Source organism: Sphingomonas sp. SP3 (assembly GCF_058514305.1).
Genome location: NZ_JBZSOE010000001.1, coordinates 1,853,033 through 1,876,136, shown reverse-complemented (window position 1 = coordinate 1,876,136; position 23,104 = coordinate 1,853,033). Strand labels below are relative to the sequence as shown.

Sequence of the window (23,104 nt, the reverse complement as noted above, 5' to 3'; positions counted from 1 at the left end):
GGGTGCGTCTCGACCCTTCCCGTCCTCGCCTGCGGCGCTAAGAGCTATCGCCATGGATAAACCCGTCGAGTTTCCCGCCCCGCCGACCGCCGAGCAACGCCCGTACAGTTATGAGCGGCATGGGGTGACGATCGACGACCCATGGCACTGGCTGCGCGATCCCAAATATCCCGAAGTCGATGACCCCGACGTTCTTTCGTACCTCAAGGCGGAGAACGCCTATTTCGGGGCGTGGAAGGGGAAGCATCAACCGCTGCTCGACGAATTGTTCGAGGAGATGAAGGGGCGGATCAAGGAAGACGACAGCTCGGTCCCGATCCGCGACCACGACTGGCTCTACTGGTGGGCGTTCAAGCCGGGCGCACAGTATCGGACCTGGTACCGAAAGCCGGTCGCGGGCGGCGACGACCAGATCATTTTCGACGAGCCGGCCGAAGCCGAGGGCCGCGAATACTTCCGGCTCGGCGCGCTGGAAGTCAGTCCCGACGGGAAACTCGCGGCGACATTGGCCGACTATGACGGCTCGGAGCGGTTCGAGCTGCGCATTCGCGACCTCGCCAGCGGCAAGGATATCGAGACGGTCACCACGGTCGGGATCGGCCAGCCGGTGTGGGCCAGCGACAGCGCCGGAATCGTCTACACTGAGGTCAACGACCAGTGGCGCAGCTACCGCGCTCAATATCACCGGTTGGGACAAGCGCCGGAAGAGTCGGTCACGCTGTACGAGGAGACCGAGGAGCTCGGTTTCAGCGTCGGCGTCTACAAGTCGAAGGACGACAGCACGATCTTCGTATCGACCGGCGACAACGCGACGAATGAGGTCCGGTTCGTCCCTTCCGCCGACCCAACCCAGCCGCTGACGACGATCTCACCGCGGAAGGTGAACCGCGAATATCATGTTGACGCCGCGCACGGGAAACTGTGGATCCACACCAACGACGATCATGTGAACTTCCGCCTCGCCGAAGCGGAGCCGGCGTCGCCCGGCGAGTGGCGCACGGTCATTGCTGGCTCGGCACAGACCTACCTCACCGGAATCTCATCCTATCGCGATCATCTCGCGATCAGCAGCCGGGTCAACGGGCTCGACCAGCTGATCCTGCGCACTTACGGCGGCGAAGAGACGCGCATCCCGTTCGATGAAGCGAGCTACTCGGCCTTCTTCCACGGCAATCCCGAATTCGCGCCGGCCGCCTATCGCCTCGGCTATTCGTCGATGGTCACGCCGACGACGACCTACGACTACCACCCCGATACCGGCGCGCTTGAGGTCCTGAAAGTCCAAGAAATCCCATCAGGGTACGATGCTTCGCAATATGCAACCGAGCGCCTGACGGTGACCACGCGCGACGGGGCAAAGGTGCCGGTCTCGATCGTCTACAAGAAGGGCTTCGAGAAGGACGGCCAGGGCAAGCTCTTCCTCTACGCCTACGGCGCCTACGGAATCGCGATCCCGCCTTCGTTCAACTCCAACCGGATCAGCCTGCTCGACCGCAGCTGGGCCTGCGCAGTCGCCCACATCCGCGGCGGCGACGACCTCGGCCACCAGTGGTTCCTCGACGGCAAGCTCAACAAGCGGACCAACACGTTCAACGACTTTGTCGACGTTGCGAAAGGGCTGGTCGCGGAGAAGTTCACAAGGCCGGGCAGGATCGCGATCAACGGCGGGTCGGCCGGCGGCGAGCTGATGGGCGCGGTCGCAAACAGCGATCCCGACTTGTGGGGCGCCGTGGTCGCGGATGTTCCCTTCGTCGACGTGCTGAACACGATGCTGGACGACACGCTGCCGCTCACGCCTGGCGAATGGCCGGAATGGGGCAATCCGATCACCGACAAGGCAGTGTTCGAGCTGATCCGAAGCTATTCGCCCTACGACAATGTCAAAAAGCAGGCCTATCCCCCCATGCTGATCACCGGCGGCCTGACCGACCCGCGAGTCACTTATTGGGAGCCGGCCAAGTGGGCGGCGAAGCTCCGGGACTATAAAACCGATGACAACCTTCTGCTGCTGAAGATCAACACGGGTGCCGGCCATGGCGGGAAGTCTGGCCGCTGGGACCGCCTGCACGAGGTCGCGGAAACCTACGCGTTCATGCTGACCGAAATCGAATGACCGACCGCCCCGTCTTTGAGATGGCGTTGACCGCCGGGCCCGAGCACATCGACGAGCTCGGCCACGTCAACAATGCGATCTGGGTGCAATGGATCCAGCAGGTCGCGGTCGCGCATTGGGACAGTGTCGCCGATCCGGCGCACAAAAACGCCTATTACTGGGTCGTGGTGCGGAATGAGATCGATTATCTGCGCGCTGCCCACGAGGGCGACCAAATCACGGGCCGCACGTGGGTTGGCGAGGCGCCGCAGGGCGCCCGGTTCGACCGCCACATGGAGTTTGTCGGCGCCGACGGAAAAGTCTGCGTGCGAGCCAAAACGCAATGGGCGATCATCGACAAGGCGGCTGGCCGGCCGATCCGCGTGCCGCCCGAAGTGATAGCGCCCTTCCTGTCCCAAGTGTAAGCAAGCCGACATGGCTCGACCGGTCTTCTACGATTATTGGCGCTCGTCCGCCTGCTACCGCGTGCGCATCGCGCTCAAGTTGAAGGGCGTCGACTACGAGACCCGTCAGATCGAACTTCGGGCGGACGAGCAAAACTCGGCCGCCTACCGAGCGATTAATCCATTCGGCTTGGTCCCGATGCTTGAGATCGACGGGCATCAACTCGCCCAGAGTCTGGCGATCCTCAATTACCTGGATATGCGCTTTCCGAACCGGCCTCTGATTCCGGCGATGGCGCCGGAACGCGCCCATGTCGTCGCGATGTCGCTGTCCATCGCCTGCGACATTCATCCGCTCAACAATTTACGGGTGCTCAAATATCTCAAGAACGAGCTTGGCCATTCGCAGGAGCAGGTCGACGCTTGGTACGCACACTGGATCAGCGTTGGCCTGCCGGCCCTGGAGGCCCAGGCCAAAGCGCGGTCAGGAACGTTCCTGTTTGGCGATAACCCCACGGCGGCGGATGTCTGCCTGGTGCCGCAGCTTTATAATGCGCGGCGCTTCAATGTGCCGCTCGACGATTATCCGACACTGTTGCGCGCGGACGAAAACGCCAACAAGATCGAGGCATTCGCTGCGGCCCATCCGGACCGCCAAGAGGGTGCGCAATGAACAGAGTGGACAGCATCAACCGCGGAATGAGTGACCTAAAGCCATTGGAATCGGTGGATATTCCATCGCTCGAAGGCAAGGTCAGCGACGTGGAATGGGCGATCCGCGTCGACCTCGCCTGCGCTTACCGAATGGTCGCGCACTATGGCTGGGACGACCTGATCTTCACGCACCTGTCGGCGCGCATCCCTGGGCCGGAGCATCATTTCCTGCTCAACCCCTATAATTTGATGTTCGAGGAAGTGACCGCTTCGTCGCTGGTCAAGGTCGATGCGAACGGCAATCCCGTCGAACCGACCCCCTTCATCACCAACCCCGCCGGATTCATCATCCATTCGGCGCTGCACATGGCGCGCGACGACGCGCACGCCGTGATGCATCTTCACACCCCCGCCGGACAGGCGGTTGCGGCGCATGATGAGGGGCTGCTCCCGCTGACCCAGACGGCCATGCTGATCAGGGGCGACGTCGCCTTCCACGATTATGAGGGCGTCGCGGTCGACCTCGACGAGCGCGAGCGGCTGGTCGCCGACCTCGGCGAAAAGCATGCGATGATCCTGCGCAACCACGGCACCCTCGCGGTCGGGCAAAATGTCGGCGAATGCTTCATCCGGCTCTATTATCTCGAGCGCGCGTGCCAGGCGCAGGTGATGGCTCTTTCGGCCGGCGACAAGGTCAGCCATCCCCCTCAAGGTTCGCCCGAGCTTACGGCGCAGCAAGGCGCGATCGGCTTGCCGATGGCCGCGAACCTGCTCGCTTGGCCGGCGCTGAAGCGGAAAGCGTACCGGCTGGACCCGAGCTTCGCGAGCTAGGTTGCGGCGGCGGCCAGCCAGCGTCGGCGACTATCGCGCGCTAGCGAAGGCGCGGCTGCCGCACTTCCTGTTCGAGTATCTAGACGGCGGGTCGTACGACGAAGTGACGCTCCAGCGGAACGTCGAGGACCTGCAGGCGATCGCGCTTAAGCAACGCGTGTTGCGCGATGTTTCCGACATCGACCTGTCGACCGAATTGTTCGGCAAAAGCTGGGCCATGCCGGTCGGATTGGGACCGGTCGGGCTGTCCGGCCTTTATGCTCGCCGCGGGGAATGCCAAGCCGCGAAGGCGGCCCATGCGGCCGGCGTGCCGTTTGCGCTGTCGACGCTGAGCGCCTGCTCGATCGGCGAGGTCGCGAGGGCGGCGCCGCTGTGGTTCCAGCTGTACATCGTCAAGGACCGCGGTTTCGTCAGCGACATGATCGCGCGCGCGAAGGAGGCAGGCTGTGGCGCGCTGTTGCTGACCGTGGACCTCGCCGTGCCCGGGACACGCTACCGCGATTATCGCGCGGGCTTATCCGGATCGATGCGCGGGCCGGGAAGCAGGACGTTGCAGGTGATGCAGCGACCGGGATGGGCATGGGACGTCGCCGTTCATGGACAGCCGCTGACCATGGGCAATCTTGAGCCGCTGCTCGGATCGGGGGCGGTGCTCGCCGACCTGATGGGATGGGTCAGCCGGAACTTCGACGCGAGCGTCACCTGGAAGGACGTCGAATGGGTGAAGTCGCAATGGGGCGGCCCGCTAGCGATCAAAGGCATACTCGATCCCGACGATGCGCGCGCGGCGGCCAGCAGCGGGGCCGACGGCATCGTCGTTTCCAACCATGGCGGCCGCCAGCTCGATGGAGCGCTGTCGAGCGCCCGCGCACTGCCGCGCGTGGCCGAGGCGGTCGAAGGCAAGCTCAAGGTACTTGCCGATGGCGGCGTGCGCTCGGGGCTGGACGTGGTGCGGATGCTGGCGCTCGGCGCCGACTTCGTGCTGCTCGGCCGGGCCTGGGCCTATGCGCTCGCAGGCGCGGGCCGGGCCGGCGTCGCCCATATGCTGAAGCTGGTCGAAGCAGAGATGCGGGTCGCCATGGCGCTGACCGGAACGACAAGGATTTCGGAGCTCAACGCGGACATCATCGACCGCGGATGAAATCGGCGGTTGCGCATTAATTTGCGCCCGTTAATCAATCAAATCAGTATTTTGGGGGAGGGTTCAGTTGAACAAGAAGAGTATTGCGTGCGCGTTTGCGTATCTGTCGATCGGCGCCGCGGCGCTTAGCCTATCGGTTCCCGCGTACGCCGAGGTCGGCGGGACCTATGTTGATGTTGCGAGCGGATACAGCATCGACGTCAAAATGGACGGTGACACGCTAGTCGTGGTCGAGCCCAACAAGACGTCGCCTTACGAGAAGCAAGGCGACGGCACCTACCAATTCACCAACCCCAACAATGATATCACTTACGGCATCCGCGTCATCGACGACCGGACGATCGAGGCATTCAAGCCCGGAAGCGATAATCCTCCGACACGATTGAGCCTGCTGGGCAGCGCTGCCGGCGCAACGTCGGCGGACGTCGCCGACAGCGAGAAATGGGAAAAGCTCGCGGGAGAGTATAGCGACCGCATCGGGTCCGATCCCAACAACGTGCAGGCTTTCACCGCGTGCGCCGCGGTGGCGATGAAGCGGAGCGTATCGAGCCAGGAAGAAGCCGACGCCTATTCAGCGCAAATGGCATCGATGCTTCACCAGATGGACGCGTCGTCCAACCCGTGCCCGGAGGTCATCACCGGCTGGTAGGTCACGCGACGTTCTGGATAGCGCCGGCGTCCTCCTTGAACAGGCGGTCGACGTCGGCGGCGGTCAACGGTTCGGCGAACAGGAAGCCCTGAACCGACGAGCAACCGTGGGCGCGAAGCTCCATCAGCTGGGCGGTTTCCTCGACGCCTTCCGCGGTCGTTTCGATGTTCAGTGCGTGCGCCAGCTCGGTGATGGCGCGAACGATGGCGCTCGCACCTTCACGAGTAAGCAGGTTCTGGATGAAGCTGCGGTCGATCTTCAGTTTGTCGAAGGGGAAGCTTTGCAGATAGCTGAGGGACGAATAGCCGGTCCCGAAATCGTCTAGCGCAACGCGGATCCCAAGCGAGCGCAGCGAGTGGAGCAGCCGCAAGGTTGCCTCACCGCCTTCAAGGAAGATCGATTCGGTGATTTCGATCTCGAGCCGGCCGGGCGCGAGCCCGCTGTCGGCAAGGGCAAGCAGGATGGTTTCGTTGAGATTGCCGCGGTGGAATTGCACCGCAGAGACGTTGACCGCGATGCGCACATGCGCGGGCCAGCCGGCCGCCTGGCGACAGGCTTCGCGCAGAACCCAGGTACCGATCGGTACGATGAGCCCGGTATCCTCCGCGATCGGGATGAAGTCGGCCGGTGAAATCTGGCCCCGTGTAGGGTGGTTCCAGCGGATCAGTGCTTCGAACGAGCAGATGCGATTGTCCTTCAGGTCGAACAGTGGCTGATAGAGTAGCTCAAACTCATTGCGCTCGACCGCGAGGCGGAGGTCTGTTTCCAGCTGGCGGCGCTGTTGCGCGCGCTCGTTGAGGCTTTCCTCGAAGAAGGCGAACGTGCCCCGACCTGCTTCCTTGGCACGATAGAGCGCAAGGTCGGCGTTCCGCAGCAAGGTTTCGCCATCGCCGCCGTCCTGCGTGGCAATGGCAATGCCGATGCTGGTCGACGGCGCGAATTCATTGCCGTCGATAACCAGCGGCCGCGCCATTTCCTCGAGAATCTTGCGGCCGAGCTTGTCGATCGAGTTGCGATCGCCACCGACCGTCTGCAGGACGACGAATTCGTCGCCGCCAAGCCGCGCGACAAAGTGGCCACGCGCGGCATGCTGCACACGCTTGCCGGCCTCAATCAGCAAAGTGTCGCCGGCCGGATGGCCAAGCGTGTCGTTGATCACCTTGAATTGGTCGAGGTCGAGGCAATGGAGCGCGAACATGCCGTCGCCATCCTCGAGCGAGCGAAAGGCCTGCTCGAGCTGGCGCTGGAACATGCTGCGGTTGGGAAGGCCGGTGAGGACGTCGTTGAACGCGAGCTGCGTGATCCGCTGCTCACGCTCCGAGATCTTGCCGACCATTTCATTGAAGCTGGTCGCGAGCCGGGCAAGCTCATCATTGCCGCGCACCCGGACCTGCACATGCTCGCCCGACGCGAGGCGGCCGGCCGCTTCGTCGAGGCGCGCCAGGGGCTGGGTGATGCGCCCCGCCGCCTTCCACGTCGCGAACGCAACCATGATCAGCCCCAGCAGCGTCATGACGCCGAGGGCAAGTTGAAGCTTGCGGGCATCGGCGAGCGCTTCGGCCTTCGGGTAGGCGAGGAGAAGGATGGCGCGATCCTTGCCCGAGAAGGTCGGCAATGGCTTGGCGAGCGCGATCGATTCGGTGCCCGCGACGCGCATTTCAAAGGCCGTGCCGCCCCCGACATGGCTTTCCGCGAGCGAGGCAGCATCGCTGCTGAGCAGCGACATGCTGCCCGCGGCCTCGGCCCAGCGGTCCTTGTTCTGAGCGAGGACCGCCGCGTGGAGCGGTATTGCCGACAGACCTTCGAGCCCCCGCAATTCGCGTGCGTCGAGGTCCGCCGCAAACACCACCCAGCCGATCAGGGTCGGTGCCATCACCGGCGCCGCCACCAGCTGGCGCGGGCGGCCGTCGAGCACCGCGACGCCGTTCAATCGTCCTTCGTCAAGCGCTTCCCACAAGGGACCGGCGGTATCGAGCCGGATCGAGGGATCGATCGTCGTGGCACGCCCGTCAGCGGTGACGATGAAGGCGCTGCGCACCTTCAGCCGCTGGGCCGCGTTGGTCAGCGCCGACTGCATCGTCGCCCGATCGCCGGTCGCCACCGCCTCGCGAAAGCCGAAATCGCGGGACAATAGCTGGGCTGCATTCTCAAGCTCGCGCGAGCGCTGCTGCCACAGGCGGTCGTAGACCGCGCCGCTCGACTGGAGCTGACCCACGACTTCGCGCGAGGCGGAGCCGGCAATGAAAGTCGACAGCGCCGCCGACACGACCAGCATCGCAGCCGCAAACAGCAGCGCGAACTGGACCGTCAGTCGAGCGCTGAGCGAGCGGAACGACCGCATCGCCATTAATAGTCCATTGCCGGCATCGCCGGCGGCGGGCGCAGCTTCACCGAGAAGCTGGCACTGCGCTGGGCCGGTCCGACTGCCTGCTGGATCACCCCACCCGGAGCGCGGAGATAGGGGTGCCAAACGGTAAGGCGCCCGGGCGCGTTGGGCGCATCGGCCAAGACGGCCATGCCCTGCGCATTGGTTCGGGCGGTCCAGGCACTGCTCGTGACCAGGATGAAGGCGCTCATCTGGTCGTGAATATTGCAGCCGAGCGCAATCACGCCGGGCTTGTCGAAGTGGACGGTGCGCGATTGGTCCTTGGCGAACAGCTTCAGCTCGAAGCGCTTGGCCGGCGAGAAGGAATAGACGTGGTGCTTGGTCGGATCGAGATTGGGAAAGGACACGTCGGCGCCGACTGGCACTATCGACACGAACGGGTGAAACTGGATGTTCTTCTGCGAGACGACGTAATGGCCGCTCGAACGCATCGGGCGAGCGGCGTTGCCGGCAGGATAGAGAGTGACCACGGCGTCGCGCACCGGCCGCCCGGAAGCGTCGACGACGCGTACGGCGAGCGGGGCTGCAGCGATCGGTGCGGCGAGGCCCAAACCCGCCGCAAAAAGAATCGGTCCACGCACCATGCGCGCAAGATTAAACGGAAGTGGGTAACGGCCTGCTATGCGAGCGTGGTTACCAGCGCGTTCGTACTTCGGCCTGAAGTTGGGTCTGGCGCTGACGGGGATCGAGCCCGACAAGCGCCCGATCGTCCCGCCGGCTGGAGACGTGGAGCAACTCGACGAGGCCGGTAACGGCCCCCCATTCGCGCTTGGCCGCAATCATCGCCGACCAGCCGGTATCGTCATATTCGCGGTCCCAGATCCCGCCATGATTGCGGACCTCGAAGGCCTCGGCGCGAGCGGCAATTCCGAACGGGCCGAATGGCCTCGAAACGAGCACGAAAGCCGAGCGAAAGCGGGCATCGACCCAGCGCCGCTTGGGTTCAGGAAAGCCCATCTTGGTGTGACCCTCCATGGCCTGAGCCTTAAGCTCGGCGCCACCGCCCAGCTCGGCGACTGCCGCGACCTGGTTGAAGCGGGTGCGCCAGCCCCATTCGACGTCGGCGTTCACATCCTCGGGATTGGCGCGATTGTCGTAGCGGAATAGGTCGATCCGAACGGGGACTGGCGGTTGCCAGCTTAATTTCGCGTAATAGCCAGGGCGGTTCGCAAAGCCGCTGTGAACGTCGAGCAAGGGATGGGTAAAGGGCGCCTGATAGTCGAGATATTCCGCTTCGAGCGGCGGCAACGGCTGGCGGCGAAAGGCGAGCGTCACGCGGTCGTGAAGCGCCCAGCCGCGGAACGTCAACAATGTTCCGGCGGTGTCATTTGCGACCATCAGCGCGGCCGTGGCACGTAGTTTGTGCTCGCCAAAGGTCGCCGCAACCGTGCCTTCCGCCGCGACCGGTCGGACTTCCTCACCCACCCAGCTGTTGATCGCCGATGGCGTGATCGAGTCCTTCACGTGCCAGTCGGCGCCTTCGTGCTCGAGGCTGATCGGTGGCCACATCAGGCCGGCGCGGGCCGAAAGCGCGAGCTTATCGGACCGCATCGGCCGGAAGCTCAAATAGGCTTGGCTGAGGCCGGCTTCGGTCTTCTCGCCACCCTGGAGGGTGCCGACGACGGTCGCGGAAAGCGACCAGGTGAATTGCGGCTGCCAGATGAGATTGACGTTGCCGAGCTGTGGCTTGAGGTGAAAATCACGATCCCTGTTACCGCTCGAGCGCAGCTTGCCGAAACTGCCGTCGATCCAGCTCTCTTCGCCGTCCGCGAGCACGACGCGAACATCACCGCTCAGCTCAAGCGTGTCGGGGGTGAAGAGTCTGAGATCGCTTTCTGCCTGAGCTGGCGCCGCCCAAAGCGAAGCAAGCGCGCACGCCAAGGGCGCCGCGCCGCGCTTCAGCAGGCGTGTGCCGAGCTCAGCCATGGCCCAAACGCTAAGGGAATTGCGTTAAAATAGTGGTCACTAACCTTCGGTCAGGCCACGCAAGACGAAGTGGTCGGGGAGAGAGGATTCGAACCTCCGGCCCCTGCCTCCCGAAGACAGTGCTCTACCAGGCTGAGCTACTCCCCGACCGGAACCCGCATGAGCGACCAAAGGTCGCGGGCGGGAGCCAAGGCCGCGGCTAGATAGAAGGGGGTTGGCGAAAGAGCAAGCGGCCTAACGACCCAAGGTCCCAAGCAAGTGTTCGATGCGGACAAACTTCTCGCGCGGCGAGCCGGGACGGGCGTTTGAAGTCTCGGTTTCCTCGATCTTGCGCCAGTCGTTATAGTCGGTGGGCATCACGCCGCGGGCCTCCAGCAGTTTCTTGAGCCCGGCTGCCCCCGCGCCGTCGCCGCCACTCCCCGCCGGCATGTCGGCAGCAATCAAGTCGGCGACTTCATAGCCGTCGGGACGATTGGTGCCGATCGTGCCGCTCGGGCCGCGCCGCGCCCAGCCGACCGCATAAAGCCGGTCGCTGATCCGGCCGCCTTCGTTGACAAACTTGCCGCCGTCGAACGGCACATCGGGAATTGGCGACGTCGAGTAGCCAATCGCGCTGATCACCAGGGACGCGGGCACCTCGTAGGTCTCGCCGGTGCCTCGAGCGCCGCTCTTCTCGTCGAGCTCGGTCCGTTCGACGATGATCTTTTCCGCCTTGCCATCCCCTTCGATCCGAACGGGCTTGGCGAAGAAATCGAAGACCATGCGCTTGGGCTTTGCAGCATCGGGCGGAGTATCGGCAAAGCCGCGCAGGATGGTGATCGACTTGCGATGACCGGGCTCAAGCGCGTCGTCGGCTTCGAGCGGCGGGAAGTCCGCCGCGTCCACCACCGGCGAGGAAGCCTCGAGATGGCCGAGCTCGCCCAGTTCCTTGGGCGTCATCGCGATCTGATGCGGGCCGCGGCGGCCAAGAATCGTCACGGTGCGAATGGCAGACCGGTCGAGCGCGTCGAGGGCGTGATTGACGATGTCCGAGCCTTCGAACTCACCGCGCGTCTTCGAAAGGATGCGCGCACAATCGAGCGCGACATTGCCGTTACCGATCACCGCGGCGTGGCTGCCCGACAGGGGCGGGTCGAGATCGGCAAAATCGGGATGGCCGTTGTACCAGCCCACAAATTCGGCAGAGCCAACAACACCGGGCAAGTCCTCTCCCGGAATGCCGAGCTTGCGGTCGTGCGGAGCGCCGACCGCGAGAATGACGGCGTCGTAGAGGTTGAGCAGCTCGGCGACCGACACATCGCGGCCGACGGTGACGTTGCCGATGAAGTCGACCCCGGCGCTTTCGACGACCTTGTCGTAGCGCTTGCTGACCGCCTTCAGGCTTTGGTGGTCGGGGGCGACACCGAAGCGGATGAGGCCGTAGGGGACCGGGTAACGGTCGAGGATGTCCACGCGGGCCTTATCGCCATACGCCTTCTCGAGCGCTTCGGCGGTGTAGAAGCCCGCGGGCCCAGACCCGATGACCGCGAAATGGCGCATGCCCTTCCCCCTTTACGGCTTGGTATGATCCTCGAGCAGGACGTCACCCTTTTTCTGCAGTGCGCCCTGGATCACCCCGGCGAACATGCCGAGCATGCCCGGTAGAAGCACGCGCAAATGGACGTTGGTTTCCGCCACGTCGATCGTCGCCGTAACCGCTTGGCCCATGGCCGCAATCTCAAGGTTAAGCTGATCGCCGGCCCAGCCTGACTGAACCTGCGCCCCGCCCGGAATATGCTCCGAAAGCTTGTGGACGTTGTTGGCGATCCGGCGCCGCGCTTCGTCCTTGCCGAGGTTGTGCGGGAGATCGACGTCGATGGGCTGAGACATAGGCGCGACAGTGGGCGGGCGTTCACCGCTTTTCAAGCCGCCATGCCCAGCTATGGTGAGCCAATGCGCAAGTTCCTCGCAGCACTGATCTTTCTCGCCGTTCCCGCAGCCGCGCAGGTCGGGGCGCCAGCGCCTTACGATCCGGCCGCGCCGTACATCACCGTTGGCCAGGATGAACCGGGGTATCGGTCGTGGTATCTCGCCGCACCTTGGCGGGCGGCGCAAGTGAAGCAGTTCAACGATTACCTGACCGCGTCGCGGGTGAGCGGCATCGTTCCCACGTGGGAGCTGTTCCGAACGGCGACATCGTGGAAGGAATGCGGCGCGGAGCCGTTCGAGATTCCGCCGACCAGCGAATGGCCGCACATCATCCAGACGCTGCGCTATATCAACGATTACGTGATCCCGGCCGTGGGCCCGGTCGAGCCCGTTTCAGGGTATCGCAACCCGAGCCTCAACCAATGCGCCGGCGGCGCGCCGGAAAGCGCGCACAAAACCTATTCAGCAATCGACATGGTTCCGTTGCGGCCGATTACGCGCGAGCAGCTGATGAGAGCATTGTGCGTCGCTCATTCGGAGCATGGCGCAGGCTACAGCACGGGCCTTGGCTTCTACGCCTACCTTCGATTTCACATCGACAGCACCAAATATCGTCGCTGGAACATGGACCCGGCAGTGGCGGCGCTATGCCCACCGATCATCCATCCTGAGGATGTCGCCAATGTCGGCCAGCCGCTGCCCGCTCAGCCGGCGACTCCGACCGCGACGCCGCCCCCGGTCTCTCCACCGCAGGCCGCGCCCCTACCCTCGTCGAACCCTCCGGCCTCAACGCCGAAAAATTGACGAGGTTTGCCGAATAGAGGTTGGCCCTGAACGGTCCGCCCGGCTTCTGGCCACATAAGAAAAATACCGGGAGGAATTGATGAAGGGCTATTTCCTGGCTGTCGCTTTGGCGGCAGCCACGCTGAGCGCGTGCGGCGCATCGCGCCAAACCGCCGATCCGCAATTTTCCGGCGACCGGATCAAGTCCGACGTCACGTTCCTCGCCGACGACAAGCTCGAGGGCCGCTACACCGGGAGTTCCGGCCACGAGACCGCGGCGCGTTTCGTTGCCGCCCGCTTCGCCGCCCTCGGACTCCAGCCGGGCAACCACGGCAGCTGGTACCAGGACATCCCCTTCGCCGAAGCGGATCGCAAACCTGGCGCTCTGTCCGGCGTGACCATCGGCGGCCAGTTGTTCGCGAATGGCGAAGACGTCAGCCTCTACCCCAACAGCGCTTTCCCCCATCAGCGCGTGGATGCCGACACGGTGTTCGTCGGTTACGGGATGGACGCCCCCGAAATCGGCTCCCGCGATTACGACGGGCTGGACGTTCGCGGGAAGATCGTGATCGCGCTCTGGGGCTATCCCAAGGGCGCACCGAGCGAGATCGGAGCGCACCTCCAGTCGCAAAAGGCGCGCATGGCCAAGGAACATGGCGCGATCGGCCTGCTCCAGGTGGTCACGCCCGTCCTTCAGTCGATCGCGCCGTGGCAGTCGATCGCCGACCGCGCGAACGAGAAGGACGTGAAATGGATCGGGGCGGACGGGAAGCCCAACTATCCCGGCCCCAACCTACCGATCACCGGCTACCTCGGCGCCAAGGCCGCCGCGAAGCTTTTCGCCGGCTCACCCACTCCGCTGTCATCGCTTCTTGCCGCGACGGGACAGGACGGCGCCCGGCCCAAGGGGTTCGCGCTCAACCAGAAGATCCGCGTCGAGCGGCACAGCCTAACCAAGCGGATCCATAGCCCCAATGTGATCGGCGTCCTTCCGGGCAGCGACCCCAAGCTTAAGAACGAATATATCGTGATTAGCGCGCACCTCGACCACATCGGCCGAATCAAGCCCGAGAATGGCGACTCCATTGCCAATGGCGCGATGGACAATGCGATGGGCATCGCGACGATGCTGGAGGCCGCGCGCGCCTTTGTCGAAAGCGGAACGGTGCCCAAACGCTCAATCATCTTCGTCGCACTGACCGGCGAAGAAGAAGGACTGCTCGGCTCCGAATATCTGGCAATGCATCCGGTCGCCGCGCCGGGCAAAGTGGTGGCAGCGGTCAACCTCGACATGCCGATCGTCACCTATGATTTTCAGGACATGGTCGCTTACGGGGCCGAGCATTCGACGGTCGGGAAGGCCGTCGCCGATGCCATTGCCAGCCAGGGCATAAAGCTGGTCCCCGACCCCGCGCCCGAGCAGGTCAGCTTCGTCAGGAGCGACCATTATTCGTTCGTCAAAGCGGGCGTTCCGGCGGTCTCGCTCGATCTTGGACCGGGCGGTCCGGGCGCAAAAGCGACCGAGGATTTCCTGGCCAATCACTATCACCGGGTCAGCGACGATATGAAGCAGCAGTTCAACTGGGGCGCGGCGGCCAAGTTCGCGCTGGTCAATTACCTGATCGCGCGGAAGCTCGCCGACGATACGGACCCGCCTCGCTGGTACAAAGGCGACTATTTCGGGGACAGGTTTGCCAAGCAGGAGCCCAAGGCCGACCGCTAACGCCTTGTGTTGCCCATATGCCACACCATATGGTCGCAACAGGGTTTAGGGGTACGGAATGGATTTGGAAAAGCTGACCGATCGCGCCCGCGGGTTTCTCCAGGCCGCGCAGACGATCGCCGTTCGTGAGCATCACCAGCGGATCTCGCCCGCGCACCTCCTGAAGGCGCTGCTCGACGACGAGCAGGGCATGGCGGCCGGGCTGATCAATGCATCCGGCGGTGACGCCAAGGCCGCGCAGCGCGAAGTCGATGCACTGGTCGGCAAGCTCCCGTCGGTCACCGGCAGCGGCGCGACCCAGGCCCCCGGCATCGACGGCGACACCATCCGCATCCTCGACCAGGCGGCCGAGATCGCGAAAAAGGCCGGCGACAGCTTCGTCACTGTCGAGCGAATCCTCCTGGCGATGGCGCTGGCCAAAAACAGCGACGTCGGCGGCGCGCTCGCCAAGGCCGGCCTCACGCCGCAGAAGCTAAATGCCGCGATCGACAAGCTGCGCGGCGGGCGAACCGCGGACACGCAAGGGGCCGAAGACCGCTACGACGCGCTGAAGAAATATGCGCGCGACCTGACCGAGGCAGCGCGCGAGGGCAAGCTCGATCCAGTCATCGGCCGGGACGAGGAAATCCGCCGCACCATCCAGGTCCTGGCGCGGCGCACGAAGAACAACCCGGTGCTGATCGGGGAGCCGGGCGTCGGCAAGACCGCGATCGCCGAAGGCCTCGCGCTGCGCATTGCCAATGGCGACGTCCCCGACGGGATCAAGGACCGGCGCTTGCTCGCGCTCGACATGGGGTCGCTGATCGCCGGCGCGAAATACCGCGGCGATTTCGAGGAACGCCTGAAAGGCGTGCTCGACGAGGTGCGCCAGGCCGCGGGCGACATCATCCTGTTTATCGACGAAATGCACACGCTGGTTGGCGCTGGCAAAGCCGAGGGCGCGATGGACGCCGGCAATCTGCTGAAGCCAGCGCTGGCGCGCGGCGAGCTTCACTGCATCGGTGCGACCACGCTCGATGAATATCGCAAATATATCGAGAAGGACGCGGCGCTCGAGCGGCGCTTCCAGCCGGTGTTCGTGGGTGAGCCAACGGTGCCCGACACCATCTCGATCCTGCGCGGCCTCAAGGAGAAATACGAACTTCACCACGGCGTCCGCATCACCGACGCGGCGATCGTCGCCGCGGCGATGCTCAGCAACCGCTACATCACCGACCGATTCCTTCCAGACAAGGCGATCGACCTGATGGACGAGGCTGCGAGTCGCATCCGCATGGAGGTCGAGTCCAAGCCCGAGGAGATCGAGAATCTCGACCGGCGCATCATCCAGCTGAAGATCGAGCGCGAAGCCCTGAAAAAGGAGCAGGACAAGGCGTCCAAGGACCGGCTGACGAAGCTCGAAGACGAACTCGCCAACCTCGAGCAGCATTCGGCCGAGCTGACCCAGCGCTGGCAGTCCGAGAAAGAAAAGATCGCCGGCGAAGCGAAGATCAAGGAGCAGCTCGACGCTGCGCGGCTGGAGCTTGAACAGGCGCAGCGCAGTGGCGATCTCGCGAAGGCAGGCGAACTCCAATACGGCCGTATCCCCGAACTCGAGAAGCAGCTCGGCGACGCGCAGGTCGCTTCAAAGGGCGCGATGCTGCGCGAGGAAGTGACCGACCAGGATATCGCCGGTGTCGTCAGCCGCTGGACCGGGATTCCGGTCGAGCGGATGATGGAGGGCGAGCGCGAAAAGCTGCTCGCGATGGAATCCGCGATCGGCGCGCGGGTCATCGGCCAGGAGGATGCGGTTAAGGCCGTGTCGGCGGCCGTGCGGCGTGCCCGCGCGGGTTTGCAGGACCCGAATCGGCCCTTGGGCTCGTTCCTGTTCCTTGGACCCACCGGCGTCGGCAAGACCGAGCTCACCAAGGCGCTAGCCGAGTTCCTGTTCGACGATTCGAGCGCGATGGTCCGCATCGACATGAGCGAGTTCATGGAGAAGCACGCGGTCGCGCGGCTGATCGGCGCACCGCCTGGCTACGTCGGTTACGAGGAAGGCGGCGTGCTGACCGAAGCGGTCCGCCGCCGGCCCTATCAGGTCGTGCTGTTCGACGAGGTCGAGAAAGCGCACGGCGACGTGTTCAACGTACTTCTGCAGGTGCTCGACGACGGCCGCCTGACCGACGGGCAAGGCCGAACGGTAGACTTCACCAACACGATCATCATCCTGACCTCGAACCTCGGCAGCCAGTATCTCGCCTCACTGGGTGAGGACGAGGACGTCGCGAAGGTCGAGCCGCAGGTGATGGAAGTGGTGCGCGGGCATTTCCGCCCCGAGTTCCTGAACCGGCTCGACGAAATCATCCTGTTCCACCGCCTGAGCGCGGGTCACATGGGACCGATCGTCGATATCCAGGTGGAGCGGCTGCAGAAGCTGCTCGATGACCGCAAGATCAGGCTTGACCTGACCGACGCGGCGCGGGCGTGGCTTGGCCGCGTCGGCTATGATCCGGTCTACGGCGCTCGGCCACTGAAGCGCGCGGTGCAGAAGTATCTGCAGGACCCACTGGCAGATAAAATTCTGGCGGGTGAGATTCCCGACGGATCGGTCGTGCATGTCGATGAAGGGGACGGCGCGCTAGTGCTGAAACCCGACGAGGAGCTGCGCGAAGCGGCGGAGTAAGCTTCAGGTGCCGTCGCGCAGATTTAGCGTGCCCTGAACCTGCTCGGTAAACACGCGGTCATCCTGACGCTGCTCGCGCCACTGAAGGCGGGTCATGCAGACTTTCTTGGAGATCAGGCGGCTGCCGACCACCTTGACGCGCTCGCAGATGATCTCGCCGGGGTCCTGGCGGGACTGAACCTTTTGCTCGTTGGCTTCGCGGCCGTTTTGCGCAGTCGCGGAAGAGCTAACGGCGAGGCCTAAGCCAGCCGCAAGAACCAGAATGCCTTTCATACTCACCTCCATGGTAAGCAGTACGGGCCGCAGCAGCGTAATAAGCGAAGCCGGATTTGAATGAAATTGCCGTTCGACGAACGGTCGCCGACTCAGCCGCCGGGTTTTTGAACGTCAGGGTGAATCTGGGAATGCTCGACGTCCTGGCGATCCATCGTGCGCTGCTCCAGCCATTGCTGGCGAGTCATGCAAACCCGGCGCGTCGCCAGGCGGCTCCCGACCACTTCCTGTTTCTGGCAAACGACCTCGCTCATCGGATCGGCCGGCTTTGCGGTCTGCGCAGGAGCCGCAGGCGCCGAGCTTTGCGCCGTCGCGGGAATCGCGAAACTAAACCCGGAAACAATTGCAACTGCGATCTTCACGCTGGTCTTCACGTTCGATGCTCCTCAACCAAGGCGGCCGCCTGCGACTCCCAATAAACAATCCGCGATATAAGTTAAACGCTTCTGCGATTTGGCAAAATTCCGGAGGGATCAGCAGGACATGACGTGGTCGTTCTCGCCCGTCCCAACCCCCACCATACATGGGCGCTGTGTGTAGGTCTGATAAAGTTCTCGCGCCTGCTTGTGATAGGCTGCCAATTCCTTCGGCGTATCGCACCGGTGCCTTACGGGAATTCGAGTGCCGACCACGGGCTCCTTGGTGCAGAGCTTCTTTGCGATAATGTCGATCTGCGCTTGTTCTTCAGGCGATGGCTCGGCCCTTGTTGGCGTCGAAGGCTCAGCAGAGGCCGTCGCCGAAAGAATAAGTGCTGTGATTGCTACGGAGGTGATGGAGTAACGGGACATAATCAGTGCTCCGATTACTAGTCTGCTCTTGCTTGCAGCAACCGCCGCGACAGCATCGACTTAATACGCCACTTTTAACCGGAATCTACTACTTCAGTCAGGATTACCCACTGAGGCAAATTCGACGAGTGGGCCGTTCAGCTCGGCTGCCGAACATCGAACGCCGCGGTCAAGCGCTCCCCCGCCGCGAACGGAACCGTGCCGTGCCACATCCAGGAGGGAAACAGCACCAGGCGCCCGACTTCGGGTTCCACCAGCTGCGTTTCTCCTAGTCTGAGGCCAAGGGCCGTGGGCGGCTCCCCAAGCTTCAGCCAGCCAGGGTTCGGGAGGTCTCCCTTCGTCCCTTCCGGCAACGCTGCGTAAAAGGCGGAACTGATCCAGCCCTGCGGGTGGACATGCGCGACATGATGGCCCTCGGTGCGCAAGCGAACCGACCAGCTGCCCGAAAAGCGTATCCGCGCATCGCGCCGTCGGCTGAGCGTCGGATGCTTCGGATCAATCGCCGGCAAATTCGCGCGATAATCCTCAACTGCACCGACGATTGCCGTTCGGAGCCTTTGGATCTCCGGCTCTATTCTGCTGAGCAACGGGCCGTCGGTTTGGGTTCCGCCCCGCACGGACTGATCGAGATACTGGCCCGAGGCCACGTGAAGCGAACGAAGAACATCGGAAAGGCGATCAAGCGGGGGCAATTGGGCAGTAAGGTCGAACGTCGAAACTAATTTGCCGCCTGCTTCGAGCCAATCCGAGCGAGGATCGCCAGCAAGGCGCCACGCGATCGATGCATAGGGCCACAAATCGGCCGAGCGCTCGCCTTCGAGTTCGCGATCGATCAGCGCGAGTGCTTGTTCGATACGTTCCGCGCGGAGGAGGTGGCGGACGTGCCACACGGCCATCGCGCCTCGCGCATTCTGACCGAGCGCTTCAAACAGGCGATCGGCGCGGTCTATCTCGCCGAGCTCGGTCGCCGCCACCGCCTCGAACGGCATGATGGTCGCTTCGAGCAGACGAGCGGAGCGGGCGCGGGCGACCTTTTCATCCAATGAGGCGAAGTCACCCCCGGCCAAAGTAAGGTTGAGCAATGCGGTCCACAGGGCTTCGTCGCCCGGCCTGTCGAAAAGTGCGCGCTCGATCGACAGGGTCGCTTGCTCCGGCCTCCCGAGCATCGATCGGAGCTGGCCAAGCTGAACGTGTCCATCAATCCAGGTTGGGGATCGCCCGACCACAAGGTCGAGCTGTGCTTCGGCTTCCGCGCCCCTGCCGGTTGAGAACTTAGACGCAACCAGGCCGAGCAAAGAGCTGCCGCTAGACGGGTCGAGTTGAAGAGCCCGTTCGAACAGCGGCACCGCGTCGACACCAGCCTCTAGCCCCACCCGCGCCAGGCCTTGAGCAATGCTCACATCGTCGGGCGCCAGCCGGGCCGCGGCGCTGAAGGAACGAAGTGCGTCGGCGTGCCGATCGAGAGAGCGCTGCAGAAGGCCTGTGAACTGCCACAGGCGGGCGCTGCGTGCAGCTTCGGCAGCGGGCGCGAGCTCGAGCAACGCGGCTTCTTCCGTACCTTTCGCAAGCGCGTCGCGCGCGAGGTCTTGAAGCCGTTCGGAATCGATTGTGGCCACGATCTTAAAGCCCCGCTTCCTGACCGGGTGTCTCCGCCTCGATCGCGGCTGCGATCGCCTGTCGTTCGATCGGCTGGAGGTCAGGCCGCCACACGTCGAAGATAAGCACGACGCGAAGCTCGTCGCTGGGGTTCATCGCTTCGTGCTCGATCGTATCGTCGAACACGAAGGCTTCTCCCCGTCGCCAGTATCGCGTTTCGCCGCCGACCCTGAACCAGCAACCTTCGGGAACGATCAACGGCAGGTGGCAGACCAGGCGCGCGTTGTTCACGCCGACATGGGCAGGGATGGCCGTGTTGGGCGCGAGCAGCGAAAACATCGCATTGGGCGACGCACCGCGGACCTGCGGTTGGTCACATGACGCAAGTATCTCCAAGGTCCTCGGGCAGTGGCGGGCATTCGCATCTACGCGTTCGCCGTTCTGCAACAGATGGATCGCGGTCCAGTCGCGGCTCTGATTGAGCGCACGCCATTGATCGAGCGGCTGGTGATCGGGATACTGAATATATGGTACGACCTCGGCCCGCTCAGCAGTCATAACCGCCTCAAATTCAGCGGTAATTTCATCGGTTGCAGCTTCCAGCTGGTCGATCCACGGGAAGGAGCACCGCGGATGGAATTCATGCTCCGCCAGTGCCGGATAGTGAAAATGGGTCGGCTCGCTGTGATAAGCGCGCTTCTTTCTCAGGATATTATCGCGGAACCGGTCAAACCGCCGGCGCGTGTCTTCATCGACCGATGCTTCTGCCTTTGCCATCGCAGCGCGTAGCTTATCGCTCCTTTGCCCTTGCCACGCGGCAACCCGCTGCTCGCCCTGCGCAATGACTTGCAGCAGGCCTGCCGGCAATTCGCCGTCCGGCTTCTGTGCGATGGCGTGCGCCCATGCCTCGGGCGCTTCCGCATGGTCCAAACGGTCCAGCAGGCTCGCCCGCATCAGGAGCGCCGTAAAATCGCGAGGATCTAGCGCTAGAGCGCGATGCACGCTCGCGAGCGCCAGGTCCGGTTGCCCGGTCGCCCGCTGAACACCGGCCAGCTTGAGAAACAGGCTCGAGTCGTTTGCTTCAGTCTCGGCAGCTTCACTCAGCAGCGCTTCCGCACGCTGAAGATCACCCGAAGCAGCGGCCCGATCGGCCTCGGCGACCAGATTTGCGCCGCTTGTCATCTCAGATCTCGTACCCGAATTTCTCGGCCCATGGACGGAGGATCGGAAGAACTGGTTCGAGATGCTTGCGGTAGTGCTGCCAGCGTCCCGCTGATCCTTGATACAGCGGCTCGGTCACCTGGGCATAGCTGGCGGTAGTGATCACTCCGCGCGTCTCCGCGGTTTTCTGGTGATCGAGGATTTCAGGCTTCCATTCGAGGCCGAGGCCTTCAACTACCGGCCGAAGCGCCGTCTCCGGGTCCTCGATCATTCGTTCGTATACGACCGCGTGAACGTCGACGTCGAACAGGCTGAGCGCCCGTTCCCACATGTTGAACGAGAGGTCATAGAAAGCCGCGGCGGTGTCGAGCAGCAGGAAGTTCGACATCGACGAGTTGAGCCGGAAATTGGAGATAAAGCAGCTGAGCAAGACATCGGCCGGATGCCGAAGCGCGAGAATGAAACGCGCATCCGGAAACAGCCGGCGAATTTGCGGAACGCGCTGCAGATAAAGCGGTGACTTGTCGATCAGCAGCGACCCATCCCGCAGCTCCGTTTGATTGGCGGCAAGTTCGAAATAGCGCCGCTGCGCCTGTCGGATGCTGTCTTCGCTCATGTCCGCAAGCGTGTCGAACCCGCCGAATTCGGCATCGAGCTGGCGGAAGATCGGCGGCTCCTCCATCACCTCGACGGCCGGATGACCTAGAAGCATGGTATCGAGAAGCGTGGTCCCCGAGCGCGGGAAGCCGGCCAGGAAAACCGGAGCAGGACGTTCGCTCGCTACAGGAGGCGAGGCCCAGGCGTCCTTCCATTCCTTGGACGTTTGGCGAAGCTGTTCACATAGGTTTTCACGAACCTCGGCGGCTCGGCGAAGGGGCTCGCTGGGATCGGCCGCATGCGCCTCGTTCATCCGCGTGAATGCGGCAAAGGCTTCGTCATATCGACCAAGTGAATCAAGCATTTGGCCGGCAAGATGCCAGCGAATGGCGGGCTCGAAATCCTCGGGGACCCGAGCGAGGGCGGCAAGTCCCGCTTGAAACTCTTTGGCCCGGCGCGCAGCAAAGGCCCGCACGAGGCTGAGCCGGTCGTCATCGATCCCCGCGGTTGCGGCGTCGCGCGCCAATTGAGCGAGATCGTCGGGGCGATCGTGCTCGAGCACCGTGGCCAGGCCGAAATAAGCTTCACCGCTTGCAGGGTCGAGGCCGAGCGCAGTGCGATAGCTCACCCCGGCGGCCGGGAATTTCTGCGCCTCGACCCGATAGCTCCCAAGAGCCAAGTGTAGCTCCAGGTTTCGGGGATCCCGGCCCAACGCAGCCGCAAGAACGTCCTCCGCTTCTTCACGCCCCTGATCCCGAAGGATCTGGAACAGGTCCGTGAGAGGGACCGCGTCCGACGGGAAATCGGCGGCCATGGATCGAAGCTCTGCCTCGGCTGCATCTAGGTCTCCGGAATCGCGAAGCGATCGGGCGAGATTTAGGCGGCCGGGCGCGCTCAACGGATTGAGCTCCGCCGCGCGCCGCAGGGCGGCGATTCCGCCAGTCGCATCGCCAGCGTCGATCCGGGCGTTGCCGAGGTTGTTCCAGGTCTCCCAATCCTCGGGATGCTGCTCCACGATTGGCTGGAAATCCTTGATCGCGCCGGCAAAATCGGCGGTCATCTGGCGGGCAAAGCCGCGCAGTCTCCGAAGCGCGCCGCTACGGTCTGAAACGGTAACATCGTCGGTCAGCACTGCGCTCAGCTCATCGTAGCGCTCGCATTTCGCGAGCGCCGTCGCCAGGTTGCGAAGTACGACGGGGTCTTCAGCGCGCGCGGTGTGCGCCGCCTTCAAATGAGGGATCGCCGGCTCAAAATCACTAGAGGCGCAAAGGAGAGCACCGATCAAGGCATGCAATGGGCCCGCGTCAGCGCACTCACCCAGGCCGCGCTCCGCTATTTCACGCGCTTCCTTGATGCGCCCGGCCTGGGCAAGCGCCAATGCCGAGCGAATGACGTCCGCGGTACGGTTATCGATCGAAGTCTGAGATGACATGCCGGTGCTTTAGACTAGTCGGCAGCAAAGCCGGTAGGCCGGAATAAAAGAAGGGGCGACGGACCGAAGTCCGCCGCCCCAATCTTTAGCCTAGCTCG

General features: G+C 63.7%; 19 protein-coding genes and 1 tRNA gene. 9 read left to right on the top strand and 11 right to left on the bottom strand.

What is annotated here, in order from left to right:
* Positions 1-52: 52 nt before the first annotated feature.
* From AC4K8G_RS09790 to AC4K8G_RS09765, 6 genes are all read left to right on the top strand, one after another.
* On the top strand, positions 53-2,113 hold the full coding sequence (locus tag AC4K8G_RS09790; RefSeq protein WP_491733960.1) for a S9 family peptidase: 2,061 nt from the start codon (positions 53-55) through the stop codon (positions 2,111-2,113).
* Positions 2,110-2,517, top strand: a complete 408-nt coding sequence (locus tag AC4K8G_RS09785; protein WP_491733959.1) for an acyl-CoA thioesterase — start codon at positions 2,110-2,112, stop codon at positions 2,515-2,517. The genes AC4K8G_RS09790 and AC4K8G_RS09785 overlap by 4 nt, the downstream gene beginning before the upstream one ends.
* 10 nt (positions 2,518-2,527) lie before the next feature.
* Positions 2,528-3,169, top strand: coding sequence for a maleylacetoacetate isomerase (gene maiA / locus AC4K8G_RS09780; protein WP_491733958.1), 642 nt, complete (start codon positions 2,528-2,530; stop codon positions 3,167-3,169).
* Between the two features lie 26 nt (positions 3,170-3,195).
* Positions 3,196-3,981, top strand: a complete 786-nt coding sequence (locus AC4K8G_RS09775) for a class II aldolase/adducin family protein (RefSeq protein WP_491733957.1) — start codon at positions 3,196-3,198, stop codon at positions 3,979-3,981.
* A 1-nt stretch (position 3,982) separates the two neighbouring features.
* Complete coding sequence (locus AC4K8G_RS09770) at positions 3,983-5,122, top strand: L-lactate dehydrogenase (RefSeq protein WP_491733956.1); 1,140 nt, start codon at positions 3,983-3,985, stop codon at positions 5,120-5,122.
* Positions 5,123-5,189: 67 nt separating this feature from the next.
* A complete protein-coding gene (locus AC4K8G_RS09765; protein ID WP_491733955.1) occupies positions 5,190-5,771 on the top strand; it encodes a hypothetical protein in 582 nt (193 codons plus the stop codon).
* A 1-nt stretch (position 5,772) separates the two neighbouring features.
* Here AC4K8G_RS09765 and AC4K8G_RS09760 read toward each other — a convergent pair whose 3' ends face one another.
* The 6 genes from AC4K8G_RS09760 to AC4K8G_RS09735 all read right to left on the bottom strand — a co-directional run bounded on the left by AC4K8G_RS09760 (position 5,773) and on the right by AC4K8G_RS09735 (position 11,952).
* A complete protein-coding gene (locus AC4K8G_RS09760) occupies positions 5,773-8,118 on the bottom strand; it encodes a putative bifunctional diguanylate cyclase/phosphodiesterase (RefSeq protein ID WP_491733954.1) in 2,346 nt (781 codons plus the stop codon).
* Complete coding sequence (locus AC4K8G_RS09755; protein ID WP_491733953.1) at positions 8,118-8,741, bottom strand: methylamine utilization protein; 624 nt, start codon at positions 8,739-8,741, stop codon at positions 8,118-8,120. Before AC4K8G_RS09755 ends, AC4K8G_RS09760 begins: the two co-directional genes overlap by 1 nt.
* 49 nt (positions 8,742-8,790) lie before the next feature.
* A complete protein-coding gene (locus AC4K8G_RS09750) occupies positions 8,791-10,083 on the bottom strand; it encodes a hypothetical protein (RefSeq protein WP_491733952.1) in 1,293 nt (430 codons plus the stop codon).
* Positions 10,084-10,153: 70 nt separating this feature from the next.
* Positions 10,154-10,230 (bottom strand) — tRNA-Pro (locus AC4K8G_RS09745).
* 87 nt (positions 10,231-10,317) lie between these two features.
* Positions 10,318-11,622 carry an FAD-dependent oxidoreductase gene (locus AC4K8G_RS09740; protein WP_491733951.1) on the bottom strand — a complete coding sequence of 435 codons (1,305 nt, stop codon included), beginning with the start codon at positions 11,620-11,622 and terminating at the stop codon, positions 10,318-10,320.
* A gap of 12 nt (positions 11,623-11,634) precedes the next feature.
* The gene (locus tag AC4K8G_RS09735) at positions 11,635-11,952 is read right to left on the bottom strand and encodes a polyhydroxyalkanoic acid system family protein (RefSeq protein ID WP_491733950.1); all 318 of its coding nucleotides are present in this window, start codon (positions 11,950-11,952) and stop codon (positions 11,635-11,637) included.
* A 42-nt stretch (positions 11,953-11,994) separates the two neighbouring features.
* On the opposite strand from AC4K8G_RS09735, the gene AC4K8G_RS09730 reads away from it, so the two are divergent.
* The 3 genes from AC4K8G_RS09730 to clpB all read left to right on the top strand — a co-directional run bounded on the left by AC4K8G_RS09730 (position 11,995) and on the right by clpB (position 17,159).
* Positions 11,995-12,795 carry a D-Ala-D-Ala carboxypeptidase family metallohydrolase gene (locus AC4K8G_RS09730; protein ID WP_491733949.1) on the top strand — a complete coding sequence of 267 codons (801 nt, stop codon included), beginning with the start codon at positions 11,995-11,997 and terminating at the stop codon, positions 12,793-12,795.
* Positions 12,796-12,874: 79 nt separating this feature from the next.
* Positions 12,875-14,497, top strand: coding sequence for a M28 family metallopeptidase (locus AC4K8G_RS09725; protein WP_491733948.1), 1,623 nt, complete (start codon positions 12,875-12,877; stop codon positions 14,495-14,497).
* Between the two features lie 58 nt (positions 14,498-14,555).
* The gene (clpB, locus tag AC4K8G_RS09720; protein WP_491733947.1) at positions 14,556-17,159 is read left to right on the top strand and encodes an ATP-dependent chaperone ClpB; all 2,604 of its coding nucleotides are present in this window, start codon (positions 14,556-14,558) and stop codon (positions 17,157-17,159) included.
* 3 nt (positions 17,160-17,162) lie between these two features.
* Here clpB and AC4K8G_RS09715 read toward each other — a convergent pair whose 3' ends face one another.
* From AC4K8G_RS09715 to AC4K8G_RS09695, 5 genes are all read right to left on the bottom strand, one after another.
* Positions 17,163-17,432, bottom strand: coding sequence for a hypothetical protein (locus AC4K8G_RS09715; RefSeq protein ID WP_491733946.1), 270 nt, complete (start codon positions 17,430-17,432; stop codon positions 17,163-17,165).
* Between the two features lie 92 nt (positions 17,433-17,524).
* The gene (locus tag AC4K8G_RS09710) at positions 17,525-17,806 is read right to left on the bottom strand and encodes a hypothetical protein (protein WP_491733945.1); all 282 of its coding nucleotides are present in this window, start codon (positions 17,804-17,806) and stop codon (positions 17,525-17,527) included.
* Between the two features lie 551 nt (positions 17,807-18,357).
* Complete coding sequence (locus AC4K8G_RS09705) at positions 18,358-19,836, bottom strand: 2OG-Fe(II) oxygenase family protein (RefSeq protein ID WP_491733944.1); 1,479 nt, start codon at positions 19,834-19,836, stop codon at positions 18,358-18,360.
* Positions 19,837-19,840: 4 nt separating this feature from the next.
* On the bottom strand, positions 19,841-20,998 hold the full coding sequence (locus AC4K8G_RS09700) for an aspartyl/asparaginyl beta-hydroxylase domain-containing protein (RefSeq protein WP_491733943.1): 1,158 nt from the start codon (positions 20,996-20,998) through the stop codon (positions 19,841-19,843).
* 1 nt (position 20,999) lies between these two features.
* Complete coding sequence (locus AC4K8G_RS09695) at positions 21,000-23,006, bottom strand: tetratricopeptide repeat-containing sulfotransferase family protein (protein ID WP_491733942.1); 2,007 nt, start codon at positions 23,004-23,006, stop codon at positions 21,000-21,002.
* Positions 23,007-23,104: the final 98 nt, after the last annotated feature.

What these genes read in the sequence shown, in the direction of transcription:
- AC4K8G_RS09790 (WP_491733960.1), top strand. Translation starts at nt 53, where the DNA reads ATGGATAAACCCGTCGAGTTTCCCGCCCCGCCGACCGCCGAGCAACGC.
- AC4K8G_RS09785 (WP_491733959.1), top strand. Translation starts at nt 2,110, where the DNA reads ATGACCGACCGCCCCGTCTTTGAGATGGCGTTGACCGCCGGGCCCGAG.
- maiA (WP_491733958.1), top strand. Translation starts at nt 2,528, where the DNA reads ATGGCTCGACCGGTCTTCTACGATTATTGGCGCTCGTCCGCCTGCTAC.
- AC4K8G_RS09775 (WP_491733957.1), top strand. Translation starts at nt 3,196, where the DNA reads ATGAGTGACCTAAAGCCATTGGAATCGGTGGATATTCCATCGCTCGAA.
- AC4K8G_RS09760 (WP_491733954.1), bottom strand. Translation starts at nt 8,118, where the DNA reads ATGGCGATGCGGTCGTTCCGCTCGCTCAGCGCTCGACTGACGGTCCAG.
- AC4K8G_RS09755 (WP_491733953.1), bottom strand. Translation starts at nt 8,741, where the DNA reads ATGGTGCGTGGACCGATTCTTTTTGCGGCGGGTTTGGGCCTCGCCGCA.
- AC4K8G_RS09750 (WP_491733952.1), bottom strand. Translation starts at nt 10,083, where the DNA reads ATGGCTGAGCTCGGCACACGCCTGCTGAAGCGCGGCGCGGCGCCCTTG.
- AC4K8G_RS09740 (WP_491733951.1), bottom strand. Translation starts at nt 11,622, where the DNA reads ATGCGCCATTTCGCGGTCATCGGGTCTGGGCCCGCGGGCTTCTACACC.
- AC4K8G_RS09735 (WP_491733950.1), bottom strand. Translation starts at nt 11,952, where the DNA reads ATGTCTCAGCCCATCGACGTCGATCTCCCGCACAACCTCGGCAAGGAC.
- AC4K8G_RS09730 (WP_491733949.1), top strand. Translation starts at nt 11,995, where the DNA reads ATGCCCAGCTATGGTGAGCCAATGCGCAAGTTCCTCGCAGCACTGATC.
- AC4K8G_RS09725 (WP_491733948.1), top strand. Translation starts at nt 12,875, where the DNA reads ATGAAGGGCTATTTCCTGGCTGTCGCTTTGGCGGCAGCCACGCTGAGC.
- clpB (WP_491733947.1), top strand. Translation starts at nt 14,556, where the DNA reads ATGGATTTGGAAAAGCTGACCGATCGCGCCCGCGGGTTTCTCCAGGCC.
- AC4K8G_RS09715 (WP_491733946.1), bottom strand. Translation starts at nt 17,432, where the DNA reads ATGAAAGGCATTCTGGTTCTTGCGGCTGGCTTAGGCCTCGCCGTTAGC.
- AC4K8G_RS09700 (WP_491733943.1), bottom strand. Translation starts at nt 20,998, where the DNA reads ATGACAAGCGGCGCAAATCTGGTCGCCGAGGCCGATCGGGCCGCTGCT.
- AC4K8G_RS09695 (WP_491733942.1), bottom strand. Translation starts at nt 23,006, where the DNA reads ATGTCATCTCAGACTTCGATCGATAACCGTACCGCGGACGTCATTCGC.